This is a genomic window from Aeromicrobium sp. CnD17-E (assembly GCF_024124745.1).
Lineage (GTDB): Bacteria > Actinomycetota > Actinomycetes > Propionibacteriales > Nocardioidaceae > Aeromicrobium.
Map to the genome: position 1 here is coordinate 36,678 of NZ_JAMXRU010000011.1, position 17,958 is coordinate 54,635.

Consider the following 17,958-nt stretch of genomic DNA (forward strand, 5'->3'; position numbering starts at 1 on the left):
AGCCCAGCGGGCGGTGCCTGCCTCAGACCAGGGGGCGGTGCCTGCCTCAGCCCAGAGGGCGGTGCCTGACTCAGCCCAGAGGGCGGTGCTCCCGCCACCAGCGCCGCACCGGCTTCTGCACCGCAGGCGGCACCCACTCGAACCCGACGTGGACCGCCGCCCCCTTCGCCAGGCCGTGCGTGCGCGTGCGGCGCTCCCAGGCCGTCGGAGGCGCGGGTCGTCCCCCCTCGCGCTGCTCGCGGTGCAGCTCCAGGGCGCTGCGCAGGTAGGCGGAGCGCAGCGCGTCGCGCGAGGGCCGCTCGCCCGTGGCCAGCAGCTCCTCCACCCGGTCGACCACGGCCACGGCGGGGGCGACGTCGCGCCCGCCGAACCAGCTGTCGACCCAGTCGGGGTCGGGAGTGCCGAGGTCGTCGGCGTCGACCTGGTCGAAGGTGCGCAGCAGGCCGGAGTCGAGGAGCACGTGGTTGCCCAGTCGCTCGTGCACGCCGAGGTCGAGCACCAGCGCGACGCGACGTCCGCGGTCCACCGCCTCGAGGCAGGCCGTCGACGACACCGTCACGAGCAGGTCGGCCTCCTCCAGCAGCTCCGGCACCGGCCGGTACGTGACGGCGAAGTTCGACGGCAGGTCCTCGTGGGCGAGCAGGTCCTCCGGGTGGTGGTGCATCCGGTGGAAGGTGCCCTCGCCGTGGCGGTGGCGAGGCTTGAGCAGGACCTGGCGGTCCGGGTGCCGGCGGGCGTGCTCGACGAGGCGTCGGTACAGGTGCAGCCGGTCGACGGGGCTGGCCGGGACGGTGGGCTGGTCGGCGAACAGCACGGTGCGCACCGGACCGGTCCGCTGCGGTGCGGGCGAGGTGCTGAGGATGGGCAGACCGGTGAGCAGCAGGTTGCCGGGCGCGATGTCGAGCCGTGACGCCACGTGCAGGAAGTGCTCGAGCTCGTGGCGCGCGTTGACCGCCACGACGTCGGCCGCGCACCGGTCGAGGTAGCCGGCGGTGATCTTCTCGATGATCACGCCCACCCAGCCCGCGACGACGACCGGGCGCGGTCCGTCGCCCGTCGCCTCGGCGAGGTCGAGCGTGAAGCGGTGCACGGAGGGGCCGGAGAGCGCGAAGACCACCACGTCGTGCGCCTGCGCCAGCGCGACCAGGTCGTCGTCGGGGACGACGTCGACGGTGTCGACCCCCGTCGCCGCGATCTGCGCGGACGACAGCGTGGCCATGCTGCGCGGGGCCACGACCCGGACCTGGAAGCCTCGGTCGCGCAGCTGCGTCCAGAGCGCCGCGGCCCACTTGAGCTGGGAGTCGAACGCCGCGACGACGAGCGCGGTGGGAGAGTCTGTGGTCTCGTGCACGTAGGCACGCTAGCCCCGGCGGCGGCTCCGCTCCGAGGCCGAGCAGCCGCCTGCGGGCACTGTTGTCCGGGGGTTCGTCGGTGCTTCACCGGATGTCCACCGCTCGGTCCCGCAACCCTCTTGACGGGGTCGGGACGCCACGCGACGTTCGCCGAACCTGCCCTGTTCGTTCACCTGCGCGTCGGGCCGGCTCCCTACCGTCTCGTCCTATGACCCTCCACCACCCCCTGCCCGTGCGCCGTCGTGCGGACCCGGGCGACGCCAGCGTGTGCGCCATCGTCCCGGCGCGCGGTGGGTCCCGGGGCGTCCCGCGCAAGAACCTGCGGCCGGTCGGCGGCGAGCCGCTCGTCGTGCGGACCGTCCGCACCCTGCGCGCGGTCGACGGCATCGACCACGTCGTCGTCACGACCGACGACGCCGAGATCGCCTACGCGTCGCGCTCGGCGGGCGCCCGCACGGTCGACCGGCCGCAGCAGATCGCCGGTGACACCGCCAGCTCGGAGTCGGCGGTCGCCCACGCGCTCGACCACCTCGAGTCGATCGGCCGGCTGCCCGACGTCGTCGTGTTCGCCCAGGCCACGAGCCCGTTCGTCGACCCGGCGCGCGTGGCGGAGGCCGTGGCGCTGGTCCGCGACGGCGACCACGACGTCGCGTTCAGCGTGGTCCGCACCCACGCGCACCTGTGGCGCCACGGCGAGCACGGCCCCGAGGGCGTCAACCACGACATGTACCGACGTCAGCGCCGCCAGGACATGGAGCCGCAGTTCCAGGAGACCGGCGCCTTCTACGTCATGCGCACCGAGGGCTTCCGCCGTCACGGCCACCGCTTCTTCGGACGGGTCGCGATGGTCGAGGTCGACCAGGCCGACGCGCTCGAGATCGACACCGAGCAGGACCTGCGGCTCGCCGAGGAGCTGCTGCAGCACCGGCGCGCGGTCGGCTCGGACCCGTCGGCGTCGCCCGTCGCGGCGCACGTCGTCGTCACGGCCTTCGACGGCGTGCACACCGACGGCCGGGTGGCGCTCGACGCCCACGGTCGCGAGACGGCCCTCGTGCACCGCGCCGACGGCGAGGGCGTCGAGCGGCTCCTGCGCTCGGACCGACCCGTCGTGGTGCTGACCGACGGACCCGACGCGGTCGCGGCACGCCGCGCCCAGGCCCTCGGTGCCGTGCACCTCGAGGGCACCCCCGACAAGCTCACGGCCCTGCGCACGTGGGCGCGCGAGCACGACGTCGCGCTGCAGGACATCGCCTACCTGGGCCACGACGTCACCGACGTCGAGGTCCTGGCAGCCGTGGGCTGGCCGGTGGCACCGGCCGACGCCCACCCGGCCTGCCGGGTCGCCGCACGGCACGTGCTGCGCCGACCCGGGGGGCAGGGCGCGGTGCGCGAGCTCGCGGACCGCGTGCTCGCGGCGAAGGACTCGTCCGTCACGGACACGACACAGGAGGGACCGGATCATGGCTGAATGGGTGAAGATCGGCGACGCGATCGTCGGACGGAGGCGTCCCACGTACGTCATCGGCGAGATCGGCATCAACCACAACGGTGACGTCGAGGTGGCGAAGGAGCTCATCGACGTCGCCGCCCGCGCGGGTGCGCAGGCCGTCAAGTTCCAGAAGCGGACCCCGCACATCTCCACGCCCGAGGACATGCGTCACGTCGTGCGGCAGACGCCGTGGGGCGAGATGACCTACCTCGACTACCGCTACCGCGTGGAGTTCGAGGCCGAGCAGTACGCGGAGATCGCGGCGCACGCCGCCGACCGGGGCGTCGACTGGTTCGCCTCGCCGTGGGACGTGCCGGCCGTGGAGTTCCTGGAGGAGCTCGGCGTCTCGTGCCACAAGGTCGCCTCGGCGTCGGTGACCGACCTGGAGATGCTCGCCGCCCTGCACGAGACGGGCAAGCCGATCATCCTCTCGACCGGCATGAGCACGCTCGAGCAGATCGACCGTGCGGTCGAGGTGCTCGACACCGACCAGCTGGTCATCCTGCACGCCACGTCGACGTACCCGCTGCCGGCCGAGGAGGCCAACCTGCGGACCATCCACACGCTGCAGGAGCGCTACGGCGTCCCGGTCGGGTACTCGGGCCACGAGACCGGCCTCGAGATCTCCCTCGCGGCCGTCGCCCTCGGCGCCGTCGCGGTCGAGCGGCACATCACGCTCGACAACGCGATGTGGGGATCGGACCAGGCGGCCAGCCTGGAGCCGCAGCCGTTCGTCGACCTCGTGCGCGACATCCGCACCGTCGAGCTCGCGCTCGGCGACGGCGTCAAGCGCGTCATGCCGGGCGAGCACAAGCCGATGGCCCGCCTGCGCCGCCACACGGACGCGGTCATCGCCGCCTCGTGAACCAGGCCGACGTCGTCCGGGTCCTGGTCCTCTGCGACACCGACTCCTACGTCAAGTGGGGGGCGGCGCTGGGGGACCGGTTCCCGGACGACTGGCGCGTGGACCTGGTGGTCGCCCGCAGCACGGCGGCGCCGAGCGCCTCGCAGCTGGCCGATGCGCTCGCCGGTACCGCGACGGCGGGCAGCACGCCCGACGTGGTCGGTCTCGCCGACCTGCGGCGACGCCTGCTGTCCGAGCGCCCCGACGTGCTCGTGCTGTCGGCGCGGGGCTGGACCGTGCAGGCGGCCACGTCGGTCGTCGACAACGTGCCCGACCGCCCGGTGATCGTCACGGGGCTGCCGGGCGTGGGCGTGCCCGTGCTGCCCTACGGGCTCGGCTTCCGGCGGGCCGCCGACGTGTTCGTCGTGCACAGCCGCCGTGAGCTGCGCGAGTTCCGCCACGCCAGCCGGCGCCTCGAGCTGCCCGACCGCTTCGAGCTCGGCCACCTGCCCTACCTCGGGCGGTCGACGCTGGACGAGCCCGTGCCGCCGCGCGCCAAGGGACCGGTGGTCTTCGCCGCGCAGGCGCTCGTGCCCGCCTCGGCGGCGGAACGCACGCTTCTCGTCTCCCGGCTCGCCGACGCCGCCCGCGCCCACCCGGACCGCGAGGTGGTGGTCAAGGTGCGCGCCCGGCGCGGCGAGGCGCAGACGCACCACGAGCAGGTGCCGTTGGAGGACCTCGTCGAGGCGCTCGACGACCGACCTGCGAACCTCGTCGTCCGCACCGGACCCATGCACGAGCACCTGGAGCGCGCCGGGGCGTTCGTCACCGTCAGCTCCACCGCGCTGCTCGAGGCCGTCGCGTGCGGGGTGCCCGCGGTGGCCCTCGACGACTTCGGCGTCGGGGTCGAGCAGATCAACCTGGCCCTGCAGGGCAGCGGGCTGCTGGGCTCGCTCGACGACGTGGTGGCGGGCCGCTTCGCCCACGCCGACCCCGCCTGGTGCGTCGACAACTACTTCCACGACCCGTCCGAGGACACCTGGGTCGACCGGGTCCGCGTCCTCGTCGACCAGCGACGGTCCGCCGGGCTGCCGGCCTATCCCGAGCTCCCCGGGTCGTGGCGCGACGGGTTCCGGCGGATCCTCTACCGGCACTTCGCGTTCACGGACGGCACCGAGCGCACCACGCTGCTCGCGACCGTCGAGCACCGGGTCGCCGGCGCCGCGCTGTGGCTCACGCAGCGCCGCGGCCGGCTCCTGCGCCTCGTGCGCCCCGACGTGCGCGGGGGAGCGGCGCAGACGTTCGCCGCCGAGAACAGCGCCACCGCGCCGCGGGCCGAGGAGGTGCGCACGCCCACCCCGTGACGGTCGGGTCAGACGTGGCCGAGCTCGCGGTAGCGGGCCTCGGTGGCCTCCTTCTGCGGTCGCCACCACGCCTCGTTCTCGCGGTACCAGTCGATCGTCGCGGCCAGCCCCTGCTCGAAGTCGGTGTACCGCGGCGTCCAGCCGAGCTCGGTGCGCAGCTTCGTGGAGTCGATCGCGTAGCGCAGGTCGTGCCCCGCGCGGTCGGTCACGTGGTCGTAGGCGTCCGACGGCAGACCCATCAGCGTGAGGATGAGCTCGACGACCGCGCGGTTGCTGCGCTCGCCGTCGGCCCCCACCAGGTAGGTCTCGCCGATCCGGCCGTGCTGCACGATCTCGAGGACGGCGCTGCTGTGGTCGTCGGCGTGGATCCAGTCGCGCACGTTCAGGCCGCGGCCGTACAGCTTGGCCCGGCCGCCGTCGAGCAGGTTCGTCACCTGCCGCGGGATGAACTTCTCGACGTGCTGGCGAGGCCCGTAGTTGTTGGAGCAGTTGCTCAGCGTCGCCCGGACGCCGAACGAGCGCACCCACGCCCGCACCAGCAGGTCGGAGCCCGCCTTGGTGGCCGAGTAGGGGCTCGAGGGGTTGTACGGGGTGGACTCGGTGAACCGCTCGGGGTCGTCGAGCTCGAGGTCGCCGTACACCTCGTCGGTGGAGATGTGGTGCAACCGGACGTCGTGGCGCCGCGCGGCCTCGAGCAGCGTGAACGTGCCGACGAGGTTCGTCGTGACGAACGGGCTCGGGTCGGACAGCGAGTTGTCGTTGTGCGACTCGGCCGCGAAGTGCACCACCGCGTCGGCCTCGCCGACGAGCCGGTCGACCAGCTCGGCGTCGGCGACGTCGCCCACGACGAGCCCGACGCGCGCCTCGGGGAGCCCGGCGAGGGACTCCCGGTGACCGGCGTAGCCGAGGTGGTCGAGCACCGTCACCGAGAGGTCGGTGTGGGCCACCACGTGGTGGACGAAGTTGGAGCCGATGAAACCCGCACCGCCGGTGACGAGGAGCTGCCGCATGGGCCGAGCGTACCGACACAGGACCTCGAGGAGGGCCCGGTCGGGGCGGCCGGTCGAGCCACGGCGTCGGGACCCGCACGCTACGATGCCGAGGGCGGAGGCTCCGCCCGTTCCCGAGTCGAAGGACCGCCCACCCCCGTGACCACGCTTGACCTGAGCGAGTTCCGCACCCCCGGCCGGGGCCGCGGGATCCTCGACGTCTTCACCTGGCGCTACCTGCTCCGTCTCCTCGTCCGCAAGGGCACGCAGACCCGGTACCGCAACTCCGTCCTCGGGTGGACCTGGTCCTACGTCAAGCCCGCGTTCCAGTTCGGCGTCTTCTTCGTGGTCATGGGCCTGTTCCTCGGCCTGAACCGCGGCGTCGACAACTTCGCCGTCTACCTCTTCAGCGGCATCGTCGTCATCAACTTCTTCAACGAGGGCTTCGGCAACGCCACGCGCTCGATCCTGGAGAACGGTGCCCTGGTGCAGAAGATCTACCTGCCACGCGAGCTGTTCCCGATCGCGGCGATCATCGTGGCCTTCGTGCACTTCGTGCCCCAGGCCGTGATCCTGCTCATCGCCTGCCTCTTCCTCGGCTGGACGCCGTCGGTCAGCGGCGTGCTGGCCATCGCGCTCGGGCTGGTCATCATCGCCGCGCTGTCGCTCGGGCTCGGGATGCTCTTCGGCGCCGTCAACGTGTCGTTCCGCGACGCGCAGAACGTGGTCGAGCTGATCCAGATGCTCTCCACCTGGGCCGCCCCGGTGCTCTACACGTGGCAGTTCGTGCGCGACGCCGTGCCGCGCTGGCTCTTCGACCTCTACATGGCCAACCCGCTCACGGCCGCCGTCGAGCTGTTCCACGCCGGCATGTGGTTCCCGACCTCCGACGGGAGGATCCCGCACCCCGAGCACCTCTGGACCAACGCGTTCATCGCGCTCGGCATCTGCGTCGTCTTCCTCGTCATCGGCCAGATGGTCTTCCGCCGCTTCGAGCGCCGATTCGCCCAGGAGCTGTGATGTCCCAGGAGACGACGTCGTCCATGCCCGGCGACACGGCCGTGCAGGCCCGCCCCAGCATCATCGTCGACCACGTCAGCAAGCAGTTCCTGCTGCGTCGTGCGCACGCCTTCAAGGAGGCGTTCGTCGGCTGGGTGCGGGGCAAGGACGTCTCGAGCGAGAAGTTCCTCGCCCTCGACGACGTCTCGTTCACCATCCACGAGGGCGAGTCCGTCGCGCTGCTCGGCTTCAACGGCTCGGGCAAGTCGACCATGCTCAAGCTCATCTCCGGCGTCATGGAGCCCGACGACGGCTCGGTGCTCGTGCGCGGACGCCTCGCCGGGCTCATCGAGGTCGGCGCGGGCTTCCACCCCGACCTCACCGGGCGCGAGAACGTGTACCTGAACGCCGCGATCCTCGGCATGCAGAAGGACGAGATCGACGCGCGCTACGACGACATCATCGCGTTCAGCGAGGTGGAGCGGTTCATCGACCAGGAGGTCAAGCACTACTCCTCGGGCATGTTCATGCGTCTGGCGTTCTCGGTGGCCATCCACTGCGAGCTCGACATCCTGCTCGTCGACGAGGTGCTGTCGGTCGGTGACGCACCGTTCCAGGCCAAGTGCCGCGCCAAGATCGAGGAGCTCTCGCGCGAGGGCAAGACGATGGTCATCGTCAGCCACGACCAGGAGATGGTGCGCCAGGTGTGCGACCGCGGCATCGTCATCCGCCAGGGCAAGCAGGTCTACGACGGGCCGATCGAGCCCGCCATCGACGCCATGATGGCCTGACCTGCCACTCGGCCGCCGTGCCTGCCACTCGGCCGCCGTGCTCGGGCGCGGCCCGAGCGGTGCTCAGTCGTGGTGGAGGCCGCGCGGGCTGACGTGCACCTCGTCGGGACGGTGCGGGTCGAGCAGCCGCTCGTCGGCGTACTGCACCAGCTTGATGCGCTCCATGGCGTCCTCGAGCAGCACCCGGTTCGTCCGCAGCATGTCGGAGATCACCAGCAGCGCCACGCAGAGCAGGGCCGCGACGAGCATGCCGACGCCGAACACCAGCGACTGGATGTTGCCGGAGCCGGCGCCCTGGAGGTACAGGACCAGGAACCGCACGAACGGGATGGCCGCGGCGAGGGAGAACACGAGCGCGAGCGTCGTGAACACCGCGTACGGCTTGAACATGATGTAGCTGCGGATGATGGCCTGGCCGGAGCGGGCCATGTGCTGGAAGATGTTGGAGAACAGCCGCGACTCGCGGGTCTTGGGGTTCGTGCGGATCGGCACGCTCGCGATGCGCAGCCGCTTGTTGCCGGCCTGGATGATCGTCTCCATGCAGTAGCTGAACTGCGTGACGACGTTCAGCCGGATCAGCGACTCGCGCGAGTACGCGCGGAAGCCGCTGGCGGCGTCGGGCAGGTCGGTCTCGGCCGCGTAGTTGACCACCTTGCTGCCGAAGGACTGCATGACCTTCTTGAACGGCGAGAAGTGCTCGATGGTCTTGGTCTGCCGGTCGCCGATCGCGATGTCGGCCTCGCCGCGCAGCAGCGGCTGCACCAGCTCGGCGATGCTCTGCTGCGGGTACTGGTTGTCGCCGTCGGTGTTCACGACGATGTCCGCACCGTGCTGCAGCGCGTAGTCGACGCCGTCGCGGAAGGAGCGGGCCAGTCCCATGTTGCGGGTGTGGAACACGAAGTGCTGGACACCGTGCTCACGGGCGACCTCGACCGTGCGGTCGCTGGAGCCGTCGTCGATGACGAGGACGAAGATCTCGTCGATGCCGTCGATCTGCTGCGGGATCGACGAGAGGACGAGGGGGAGGGTCGCCTCCTCGTTGAGGCAGGGGACCTGCACGAACAGTCGCATGAGTTCCTTCCAGGAGGCCGTGGGACGGCCCGGACGATCCTACCGGCCGGAGCACGCCGGTCCAGCCTGCGGGGCGCTGGCGCGGCGCGTCACGCGGGTCGGGCGGCGTCGGGCGCCGGGTAGACTGCAGCGTCCCTCGCCACCAACGCAAGGAGTGCACATGGACGCCGACCTCGTGGTCGTCGGATCGGGATTCTTCGGACTGACCATCGCCGAGCGGGTCGCCCGTGAGCTGGGTCGCAAGGTCGTCGTCATCGACCGACGGGACCACGTCGGCGGCAACGCCTACTCCGAGGACGACCCGGAGACCGGGATCGAGGTGCACCGCTACGGCGCCCACCTCTTCCACACCTCCAACGAGACCGTGTGGGAGTACGTCAACCGGTTCACGACCTTCACCGGGTACCAGCACCGCGTGTACACGAACCACGCCGGCGTCGTGTACCCGCTGCCCATCAACCTGGGCACCATCAACCAGTTCTTCTCGGCCGCCTACTCGCCCGACGAGGCGCGCGCCGTGATCGCCGAGCAGGCCGGGGAGTTCGACACCGCGTCGGCGGCCAACCTCGAGGAGAAGGCCATCTCGCTGATCGGCCGCCCGCTGTACGAGGCGTTCATCCGCGACTACACGGCCAAGCAGTGGCAGACCGACCCCACGCAGCTGCCCGCGGAGATCATCACCCGCCTGCCCGTGCGGTACACGTACGACAACCGCTACTTCAACGACACCCACGAGGGCCTGCCGACGCAGGGGTACACGCGCTGGCTCGAGAACATGGCCGACCACCCGAACATCGAGGTGCGGCTCGGCGTCGACTTCTTCGACGCCGACCAGCCGGTCAGCAAGGCCTCGACCGTCGGACAGGTGCCGGTCGTCTACACCGGCGCCGTCGACCGCTACTTCGACTACGCCGAGGGCGAGCTGTCGTGGCGCACGCTCGACTTCGAGCGCGAGGTGCTGCCCACGGGCGACTTCCAGGGCACGTCGGTGATGAACTACCCGGACTCGCAGTACCCGTACACGCGTATCCACGAGTTCCGCCACTTCCACCCCGAGCGCACGTCCTACCCCGACGACAAGACCGTGATCATGCGGGAGTTCTCGCGGTTCGCCGAGCGCACGGACGAGCCGTACTACCCGGTCAACACCGACGCCGACCGCGAGCGTCTCCTGGCCTACCGCACCCTCACCGAGGGGGAGCAGGACGTCTTCTTCGGCGGCCGGCTCGGCACCTACCAGTACCTCGACATGCACATGGCCATCGGCTCCGCGCTGTCGATGTTCCGCAACCAGGTCGGACCGCTGCTCGGCGCCTGAGTCCGCGCGCAGCACCGACGACGACGCCCTCGTCGCGACCACGGTCGCGACGAGGGCGTCGTCGTACGGTCGGCCGGGGACTAGGGCTGGGAGGTCAGCTCGACGCCGCGCTCGCGCAGCCGCTCCGCGACCGTCGGGTCGAGGACGTACAGCGAGTAGCCGTAGTTGTCCGAGCCGGCGACGCGCGGTGCGTCGGTCGGGTTGGTCCAGCCGTTGCACGCCACGACGGCCGGCTCGTCGCCGGTGAGCTCGTCGGTCGCGTCGACCAGGTCGACGTCGCGGTCGGCGAACCAGAAGCCGACCCAGTTGGTGGCGACGTTGCGCTGGCTGGAGACCGGGCAGTCGATCAGCATCGAGACGGGGGTGTCGCCGCCGTCGACGGTGTCGATCTTCTCGAGGGCCTGCTCGATCCGGTAGGGCGCGTCACGCGTCTGGTAGGGGTTGCCGTACCAGGACAGCGCCACGGCGCCGACGGCGAGCACGACGAACAGCACGCGGGGTCGCGACGCCAGCAGCAGGATCACGACGAGCGAGACCACGACCAGCAGGGAGCCCCAGGCCCAGATCTGGTTGTCGTTCGTGAACGTCGGGAAGAGCGGAAGCCGGAACGGCTCGAGGTCGCGGAACCGCAGGAGCGGGTAGATGCCAGCGTTGTTCGCCGGGCCGTAGTTCGAGCCCCAGGTCGGGACGATGCGGATCGCCCAGGCGACGGTGCCCGCCACCACGACGAGCGCGAGCCCGAGGCCGACGGCGGCGGTGCGCCGGTCGAGGCGTCGGATCACGGCGGCCAGGCCGACCAGCACGACGCCGGTGATGAACGGGTCGATGTAGCGCGTGTACGTCCACGAGTCGAAGCGCGGGCCGTCGGGGTAGACGTGCGACGTGGTCGACGACCACGCCACGAACGACAGCAGCGCGGCGGCCACGCCGAGTCCCCACACGAAGCCGTCGGGCCCGACCGCGCGGCGCACCCGCAGGTCCGACCAGGTGTGCCGGGTGAGGACGAGACCGCCGATGACGACCAGGCCGAGCGTCGCGCACAGCTGGGCCCACGTCTGGACCAGGCTGACCCGGGCGAAGATGCCCCCGAGCGACGTCAGCTTGCCGAGCAGCGACGTGCCCTGCCCGAAGCCGTCGACCGTGACCTCGCTGACGACGAGACCGGCGAGCCAGGCGACGAGGCGCTGGCCGACGCCGAGCAGCACCAGGCCGACCAGCGCGGTCTGCCAGCGGCGTCGCACGAGCAGCAGCAGCCAGATGCCGGCGACCAGCACGAGCACGAGGGCCCGCGCGTGCGTGAAGTAGGCGAGCAGCGTCGCGAGGACGAACCAGCCGACGTTGGGGACCGTCGGTCGGTCCCACAGCCGGTACGCCGCGACCATCGCCCATGCCGCGAACAGCGCGAGGGACTGCTCGGCGAGGACGTAGTCGGAGACGGCGGTGCGCGCGGGCAGCAGCATCACGACGCTGGCGGCCGCGATCGCCTGCGGCGTCGTGAGGCCCACGCGACGGCCGAGGAAGGTCAGCGGGACGACGGTGAGCAGCCCGACCAGGATGTTGACGTGGATCGCCGCGGCGTAGACCGTGGCGCCGTCCTGCGTGAACCACCAGATCGGCGCGAGGAACAGGCCCGCGCCCGGGTAGTAGCCGAGCGACAGGGTCTTCGTCACCGTCCCCTCGCCGGACAGCAGCCGCGACGCCTGCAGCACGCCGATCTCGTCGTAGGGGGTGCGGGGCGCGGCGGCGGACAGGGCCACGTAGAGGTTCAGCAGGACCAGGCCGACGAGCAGGCCCACCGACACGACCCACCAGAAGCGGGCGTGGGCGGGCGTGGCGCCGGCGGGGTCGATCAGCTCGCGGTCGACGCTGCCGCGTCCGCTCTGCTGCTGCGGCGTGGTCTCGCGCAAGGAGGCTCCCTCGTCAGGTCGTGAAGATCATCGACGATGCTATCCGGCGGCCCTGTGGGGGCGCGGCGAGCCCTTCGGCGTCCCCGGGGCCGTGGGCCCGCGCTGCTAGGGTGGGGTGGCTCCGATCGTCGGTCGGGCAGCCAGCAGACCGCCCGTTCAGCGGGAGTGACAGCGAGACGAGACGGGCGTGCCGCAGCACGCCCGGGGACGGGGACGAAGCACCGTGCACCTCCTCGTGGTCGCCTCCACCTTCCCGGCGCACGACGCCGACCCCGTGCCCGCCTTCGTCCGCGACCAGGTGCTCGCCCTCCGGGCGGAGGATCCGTCGCTGCGGGTCACGGTGCTGGCGCCGCACGACCGCCGGTCGGGCACGCGGACGTCGACCCGGCACGCCGACTACGACGAGCACCGTTTCCACTACGCGTGGCCGCGCGGTGCCGAGCAGCTCGCCGGCCGGGGCATCATGCCCACGCTGCAGGCCAAGCCGTGGCTCCTGCCCACCGTCCTCACCCTCTTCGTCGGCGAGTTCCTCGCCCTGTGGTCGCTGGTGCGCCGCGAGCGCCCCGACGTCGTCTATGCCCACTGGTTCACCCCGCAGGCCGTCGTCGCGCGCTGGGTCGGGCGGCTGACCGGCACGCCGTTCGTGTTCACCACCCACGCCTCCGACGTCAGCGTCTGGTGGAAGATCCCGTGGCTCGGGCCCCGCGTGGTCCGCTCCCACGCCGTGCGGGCCCGGCGCATCACGGCGGTGAGCCGGCGCTCCATGGACAAGCTCCGGGCCTTCTTCGACGACGAGGCCTGGGCGGCGCTCGAGCCCCGCACCCGCATCATCCCGATGGGGGTCGACCTGCCCGACGCCGAGGAGCCGTCCGTCGGCCCGGGCGAGCGCGTGCTCTTCGTCGGACGGCTGGCCGAGAAGAAGGGCGTCGCCTACCTGCTCGAGGCGCTCGCCGAGGTGCGTCGCACCCGGCCGCAGGTCACGCTCACCGTCACCGGCGACGGACCGCTGCGCGGCGACCTCGAGCAGCGGGCCGCCGAGCTCGGTCTCGGCGCCGACGCCGTGCGGTTCACCGGCTACCTCACGGGCGCCGACAAGGCGGCCCTCTTCGCGGACCACGGCACCTACGTGGTCCCCTCGATCATCACCGACAGCGGCGACGCCGAGGGCCTGCCCGTGGCCCTCATGGAGGGCCTCGCCGTCGGTCAGGTGTGCATCGCCACCGCAGAGAGCGGTGCCGACGACTTCCTCGTCGACGGCGAGAACGGCTACCTGGTCGGTGAGCGCGACAGCGCCGCCCTGGCCCGGGCGCTCACCGCCGCCGTCGACCTGGACGACGCACGACGCGCACGCATGGGACACGAGGCGATGCGGACCGCCCGACAGTTCCACTGGCCCACCGTGGCCCGTGCCCATCTCGACTTCCTGTTCGCCGACGAAGGAGTGTGACCGTGGCTCGCCGCATCCTGCTGATGAACAGCGACCTCGCAGCCAACCGAGGGGACCGGGCGATCGCCGAGGGCATCGTGGCCCTGGTGCGCTCGCGCGACCCCGAGGCCCGCATCACCGGCATCTCGCAGTACCCCGAGCGCGACGGCCGGTGGTACGACATCGACGTCCTCGACATGGACTTCCAGTCGCTGTCGCCGCTCGCCTGGCTGCGGCTGCTCCGCGAGGCGCGGCGTCACGACGTCGTGCTCTGGGGCGGCGGGGAGATCCTCAAGGACTACACGAACAAGGCCGCCCTCTGGTACTGGGTGGTCAAGATGACGGTGCTCTCCTTCGTCAACCGCAAGGTCGTGGGTGCGTTCCAGGGCATCGGCCCCACGCGGTCCGCGTCGAGCCGGCGCCTGATCGCCCTCGTCGTCGGCCGCTGCCGCCGCTTCATCGTCCGCGACGACGAGTCGCGCGACAAGCTGCTCGGCTGGGGCGTCGACCCCGACCGGGTGCTCGCGGCGTCGGACCCGGCCGTGCTGCCCCGTCCCGAGCCGATGTCGGCGGAGCTGCGCGCCTCGCTCGTGGCGACCTACGGCCTCGCCGACGACTTCTTCGACGACGTCGTCTGCATCGGCCCGCGCGACTGGTTCCACTACAAGCAGAGCGGACTGCTGCCCTTCAAGTACCGCCAGGCTCTGCTGCGGCGCCTCGGCCGCGACGTCACGGTCGGCGACGAGCGGCACGAGGCCTACCTCGCCTCGTTGCGCAGCACGGTCCGTGAGGTCGCCCAGGCGTCCGGCTCGCGGCTGCTGTTCCTGCCGATGCACATGGGGGAGGCCGACACCGCGCTCTGCCACGACCTCGCGGCCGCGGTCGGCGACCTGACCCAGACCTGCGTGCTCGACCAGGACGACCTGGGGCCGGCCGAGCTGCGCTCGGTCATCTCCTCGGCACGTGCCATGGTCGGCTTCCGCCTGCACTCGAACATCATCGCGATCAGCTCCGGCGTACCGTCGATCAACGTGTACTACGTCGACAAGGGCCGGGTCTTCTTCGACCAGGTGGGTATGAGCCGGTACGCGCTCCCGATCGAGGACGCGCTCGAGGACGGCTTCGGCGCGCGGGTCGGCGGTCTGCTGACCACGCTGCTGGCGGAGTCCGACGAGGTGCGGGCCTCCCTGGAGGAGGCGACCGCGGCCCAGCGCGCGTCGGTCGCCGCGGCCTACGACGAGGCACTCCGTGTCCTCTAGGGTCCGCCTCGCGCTCGTCACGACGTTCGTCGTCCTGGTCGTCGTCTTCTTCGCGCTCTACCTGCACGACCTCGACTGGTCCGTGCTCGGCGACCTGACGTTCACGTGGTGGCTCGTCGTCCTCGCCTCGCTCGTCTCGCTCGCGTTCCGGTTCTGGGGCGTGATGATCTGGGCGCTCATCCTGCGCGACCTCGGCGCCCCGAGGCTCCCACGGTTCCCCGTGCTCGCCGACATCTACGCGAAGGCGTGGATGGGCCGCTACATCCCGGGCACGGTCGCCTGGATCGGCGGCAAGATCTACCTCGCCAGCCAGCAGGGCATCGCCAAGAGCCGGCTCGCCGTCTCGTCGCTGCTCGAGGCGGGCATGCAGATCGTGGCGTCCATGTTCGTCGCGCTGCTCATCCTCGGCCTCGACCCCCGGCTCGACGTCATCTCCACGACGATGAAGGCGTTCATGGTGGGCCTGGCGCTCGCCATGCTCCTCATCCTCGTGCCGCCGGTCTTCAACCGGGCGACGCGGTTCGCGTTCCGCCTGATCAAGCGTGAGTCGGCGCTCGCGGAGGTCCGCACGAACGCGACCGCCACGATCCGCTCGTTCGTGCTCTACAGCATCGGCACGGTGCTGGCCGGCAGCAGCTACTTCTTCCTCACCAAGGCGATGTACCCGCAGATCAACGCGGCCGACGACTTCTGGTTCATCGTGGGCGCGTTCACGCTCGCCGGTGCGCTCGGGATGGCGACGCCGCTGCTGCCCAGCGGCATCGGCGTGCGCGACGGCGTCCAGCTCGTGCTGCTCTCGCTCATCATGCCGAGCGAGTTCGCCCTCGCGATCACGGTGGCGAGCCGGCTGTGGTCGGCGCTGGTCGACCTGCTGTTCCTCGGGACGGCCGTCCTCGGCCGCAAGCTCTTCGCCCGGCACGACACCGTGCCGGGCCCGGTCGCCCCGCCGCCCGCGGGCTGACCCGCGGGCCGGTGGAACCGCAGCGACCGGGACCGCAGCGGGCGAACCGGGTCAGCCGCGGTCGCGGCTGGTGCCGAAGGTGTCCTTCCAGGCCTCGGCCGAGGTGACCTCCGGCAGCGCCTCGCGGTACTCGCGCGCCAGCCGGTCCCAGTTCTTGCGCAGCTCGGCGTGCAGGCGGCGGCTCTCGCGCCACAGGCGGCGGAACGTCGCCCGGTCGCGGCGGTACAGCGACTGCCCGCGGCCGTCGGCGCTGGAGATCAGGGCCGAGTCGTAGGCCGGCACGCGCCACCACGTGGCGTCGCCCTTGGCCAGCTCGACCTGTGGACGCTCGACGTTGCCCTGGGGCACCTCGGTGCGCCAGTGCCGCGACGCGGCCTTCGCCGTGAACAGCGCCAGGCGGGGGCCCCTCGGCTCGCGGTCGAACTTCGGCGGGAACACCCGCTTGCCCTCCCACGTGTCGGGGAGCTTCTCGGGGTCGCTGATGACCTGCGTCTCGACGAAGTCGCGCGTCGCTGCGCGCAGCTCCGGCATCGTGCCGGCCATGGTCGGGTGCAGGTGGCTCGGACCCTTGAGCAGGTCGCGGATCGCGCGGTGGCGCAGCGTCGCCGCGTAGTACTGCATGGTCAGCAGGTGCTTGAGGTCGATACGGCCGGAGTTGCTCAGCAGCTTGCCGCCGCCCGGGTGCGGGGAGTGCAGCAGACCGGTGAGGAGGCGGTTGCGGGCGTGGTAGTACGCCTGCCAGTCCTGCGAGTCGTCCTTGTCGACCCACGACACGTGCCACAGCGCGCTGCCCGGCAGGGAGACGGTGCGGTAGCCGTGCTCGCGGGCGCGCAGGGCGTACTCGGCGTCGTCCCACTTGATGAAGACCGGCAGGGACAGCCCGATCTCGCGGATCACCTCGGTGGGGATCATGCACATCCACCAGCCGTTGTAGTCCGGGTCGAGGCGCTGGTGCATCCAGGGCGTCTGCCGCAGGTTCGCGCGCCGGAAGTCGTGGCGCATCTGCTCGGGCAGCGCCGAGCGCCACATGAAGTAGTAGGTGTCGACCGTCTCCGACAGCGCGTGCAGGATCGGCTTGTCGAGCAGGTCGAACATGTGGCTGCCGACGATGGTGGGCGTGCGGCAGAAGCGCGAGAACTGCACCGAGCGGCGGATGCTCTCCGGCTCCACCTCGACGTCGTCGTCGAGCAGCAGGAGGAAGTCGCTGCGCCCGGCGTCGACGGTCTCGAGCATCGCGCGGGAGAAGCCGCCCGACCCACCGAGGTTCGGCTGGTCGACGATCTGCAGCTGGTCGCCCAGCGCGGCGGCCACGTCGGGGAAGCCGGGCTGGTCGGCGACCTTCTGGTCGCCCTGGTCGACGACGTAGACGACGTCGACCTCGCGCAGCACCTCGGGCTGGTCGGCGAGCGTGCGCAGCGTCGTGACGCAGTAGTCGGGCTTGTTGAAGGTCGTGATGCCGAGCGACGTGTTGCCGGTCCGCATCGGCTCGTCGTCCGTGCTCCAGTCGCCGCCCTCGAGCACCACCGGCTCGTCGCCCGCGACGATGTCGAACCAGTACCAGCCGCCGTCGCCGAAGTTGCGGATCGGCAGGTCGAAGACGCTCTCGGTGACGCCGCTCAGGTCGTTGGTGGCGACCCGCTGCTGCACGCCCTGCGCGTTCGAGCGGTAGACGATGATGCTGCCCTCGCCCTGGGTGCGCACGGTCAGGCGCACCGAGCCGACGACCGTCCAGCGCTGCCAGTACGCCGCCGGGAACGCGTTGAAGTAGCTGGCGAAGGACACCCGGCGCGACGTGCGGACCCGGAAGCGGTCGCGGCCCAGGATGTCGTTCGCGTGCGCGTCGTCGCTCACCCGCAGCGGCTTGCCCCGGACGGCCGTCCAGACCTCGGGGTCGGCGTAGAGCGGCAGGATGTCGGGGTCCCGCTCGAGGGGGAAGAGGACGCGCTGCAGCAGGTGGGGCATAGGTCAGGGGTCTCCGAGGTCGACGGTCCGCGGCCGGGCGACGGGCGGCGGCATGCGCGTCCGAGCCTAGTACGCCGGTTGCTGCGCTACGCTCACCGGCGTGGCAGAGCGTCGGACCTGGGCGATCGTGCTCGCCGGCGGGCTCGGGCTGCGGGTCGGCGCCGACCGGCCCAAGCAGCTGCTCGACCTCGCCGGCCGCAGCGTGCTGCAGCGCAGCGTGGCCGCC

15 protein-coding genes are annotated in these 17,958 nt (G+C 71.5%); 10 read left to right on the plus strand and 5 right to left on the minus strand.

Going from position 1 to position 17,958, the window contains the following annotated elements; all coding sequences use genetic code 11:
• Positions 1-70: 70 nt before the first annotated feature.
• Positions 71-1,351 (minus strand): DUF6716 putative glycosyltransferase, encoded by a 1,281-nt coding sequence (locus tag NH339_RS04395; RefSeq protein ID WP_253022937.1) that lies wholly within the window; start codon positions 1,349-1,351, stop codon positions 71-73.
• Between the two features lie 209 nt (positions 1,352-1,560).
• Here NH339_RS04395 and NH339_RS04400 point away from each other — a divergent pair, with 209 nt between their 5' ends.
• Genes NH339_RS04400 through NH339_RS04410 form a run of 3 tightly spaced genes read left to right on the plus strand, consistent with a single transcriptional unit; the run spans position 1,561 to position 5,049 of the window.
• Positions 1,561-2,820, plus strand: coding sequence for an acylneuraminate cytidylyltransferase (locus NH339_RS04400; protein WP_253022938.1), 1,260 nt, complete (start codon positions 1,561-1,563; stop codon positions 2,818-2,820).
• Positions 2,813-3,706, plus strand: a complete 894-nt coding sequence (locus NH339_RS04405) for an N-acetylneuraminate synthase family protein (RefSeq protein ID WP_253022939.1) — start codon at positions 2,813-2,815, stop codon at positions 3,704-3,706. The genes NH339_RS04400 and NH339_RS04405 overlap by 8 nt, the downstream gene beginning before the upstream one ends.
• Positions 3,703-5,049 (plus strand): DUF6716 putative glycosyltransferase, encoded by a 1,347-nt coding sequence (locus NH339_RS04410; protein ID WP_253022940.1) that lies wholly within the window; start codon positions 3,703-3,705, stop codon positions 5,047-5,049. The genes NH339_RS04405 and NH339_RS04410 overlap by 4 nt, the downstream gene beginning before the upstream one ends.
• 8 nt (positions 5,050-5,057) lie before the next feature.
• Here the strand turns inward: NH339_RS04410 and rfbB are convergent, their stop codons facing one another.
• Complete coding sequence (rfbB, locus tag NH339_RS04415) at positions 5,058-6,059, minus strand: dTDP-glucose 4,6-dehydratase (RefSeq protein ID WP_253022941.1); 1,002 nt, start codon at positions 6,057-6,059, stop codon at positions 5,058-5,060.
• Positions 6,060-6,197: 138 nt separating this feature from the next.
• On the opposite strand from rfbB, the gene NH339_RS04420 reads away from it, so the two are divergent.
• Both NH339_RS04420 and NH339_RS04425 read left to right on the plus strand, forming a co-directional pair.
• A complete protein-coding gene (locus tag NH339_RS04420; RefSeq protein ID WP_253022942.1) occupies positions 6,198-7,058 on the plus strand; it encodes an ABC transporter permease in 861 nt (286 codons plus the stop codon).
• Positions 7,058-7,828, plus strand: coding sequence for an ABC transporter ATP-binding protein (locus NH339_RS04425; RefSeq protein ID WP_236749730.1), 771 nt, complete (start codon positions 7,058-7,060; stop codon positions 7,826-7,828). The genes NH339_RS04420 and NH339_RS04425 overlap by 1 nt, the downstream gene beginning before the upstream one ends.
• Before the next feature lie 63 nt (positions 7,829-7,891).
• Here the strand turns inward: NH339_RS04425 and NH339_RS04430 are convergent, their stop codons facing one another.
• Positions 7,892-8,899 (minus strand): glycosyltransferase family 2 protein, encoded by a 1,008-nt coding sequence (locus tag NH339_RS04430; RefSeq protein WP_083516415.1) that lies wholly within the window; start codon positions 8,897-8,899, stop codon positions 7,892-7,894.
• A 160-nt stretch (positions 8,900-9,059) separates the two neighbouring features.
• Here NH339_RS04430 and glf point away from each other — a divergent pair, with 160 nt between their 5' ends.
• Positions 9,060-10,217, plus strand: a complete 1,158-nt coding sequence (glf, locus tag NH339_RS04435) for a UDP-galactopyranose mutase (protein WP_067858856.1) — start codon at positions 9,060-9,062, stop codon at positions 10,215-10,217.
• An 80-nt stretch (positions 10,218-10,297) separates the two neighbouring features.
• Here the strand turns inward: glf and NH339_RS04440 are convergent, their stop codons facing one another.
• Positions 10,298-12,124, minus strand: coding sequence for a glycosyltransferase family 39 protein (locus NH339_RS04440; protein WP_253022943.1), 1,827 nt, complete (start codon positions 12,122-12,124; stop codon positions 10,298-10,300).
• A gap of 223 nt (positions 12,125-12,347) precedes the next feature.
• Between NH339_RS04440 and NH339_RS04445 the strand changes: the two genes are divergently transcribed.
• The 3 genes from NH339_RS04445 to NH339_RS04455 are packed head-to-tail and all read left to right on the plus strand — an operon-like array spanning position 12,348 to position 15,770.
• Complete coding sequence (locus tag NH339_RS04445) at positions 12,348-13,571, plus strand: glycosyltransferase (RefSeq protein WP_253022944.1); 1,224 nt, start codon at positions 12,348-12,350, stop codon at positions 13,569-13,571.
• Positions 13,572-13,573: 2 nt separating this feature from the next.
• Positions 13,574-14,809 carry a polysaccharide pyruvyl transferase family protein gene (locus tag NH339_RS04450; protein ID WP_253022946.1) on the plus strand — a complete coding sequence of 412 codons (1,236 nt, stop codon included), beginning with the start codon at positions 13,574-13,576 and terminating at the stop codon, positions 14,807-14,809.
• The gene (locus NH339_RS04455; RefSeq protein ID WP_253022948.1) at positions 14,799-15,770 is read left to right on the plus strand and encodes a lysylphosphatidylglycerol synthase domain-containing protein; all 972 of its coding nucleotides are present in this window, start codon (positions 14,799-14,801) and stop codon (positions 15,768-15,770) included. Before NH339_RS04450 ends, NH339_RS04455 begins: the two co-directional genes overlap by 11 nt.
• Positions 15,771-15,821: 51 nt before the next feature.
• Here NH339_RS04455 and NH339_RS04460 read toward each other — a convergent pair whose 3' ends face one another.
• Entirely contained in the window at positions 15,822-17,732 is a 1,911-nt protein-coding gene (locus NH339_RS04460) for a glycosyltransferase (RefSeq protein WP_253022950.1), read from the minus strand.
• Between the two features lie 127 nt (positions 17,733-17,859).
• On the opposite strand from NH339_RS04460, the gene NH339_RS18995 reads away from it, so the two are divergent.
• On the plus strand, positions 17,860-17,958 hold a 99-nt coding region (locus NH339_RS18995), incomplete at its 3' end, for a hypothetical protein (protein ID WP_374208198.1).

Coding starts and splice junctions, on each gene's coding strand:
- rfbB (WP_253022941.1), bottom strand. CDS start 6,059: ATGCGGCAGCTCCTCGTCACCGGCGGTGCGGGTTTCATCGGCTCCAAC.
- NH339_RS04430 (WP_083516415.1), bottom strand. CDS start 8,899: ATGCGACTGTTCGTGCAGGTCCCCTGCCTCAACGAGGAGGCGACCCTC.
- glf (WP_067858856.1), top strand. CDS start 9,060: ATGGACGCCGACCTCGTGGTCGTCGGATCGGGATTCTTCGGACTGACC.
- NH339_RS04460 (WP_253022950.1), bottom strand. CDS start 17,732: ATGCCCCACCTGCTGCAGCGCGTCCTCTTCCCCCTCGAGCGGGACCCC.
- NH339_RS04405 (WP_253022939.1), top strand. CDS start 2,813: ATGGCTGAATGGGTGAAGATCGGCGACGCGATCGTCGGACGGAGGCGT.
- NH339_RS04400 (WP_253022938.1), top strand. CDS start 1,561: ATGACCCTCCACCACCCCCTGCCCGTGCGCCGTCGTGCGGACCCGGGC.
- NH339_RS04425 (WP_236749730.1), top strand. CDS start 7,058: ATGTCCCAGGAGACGACGTCGTCCATGCCCGGCGACACGGCCGTGCAG.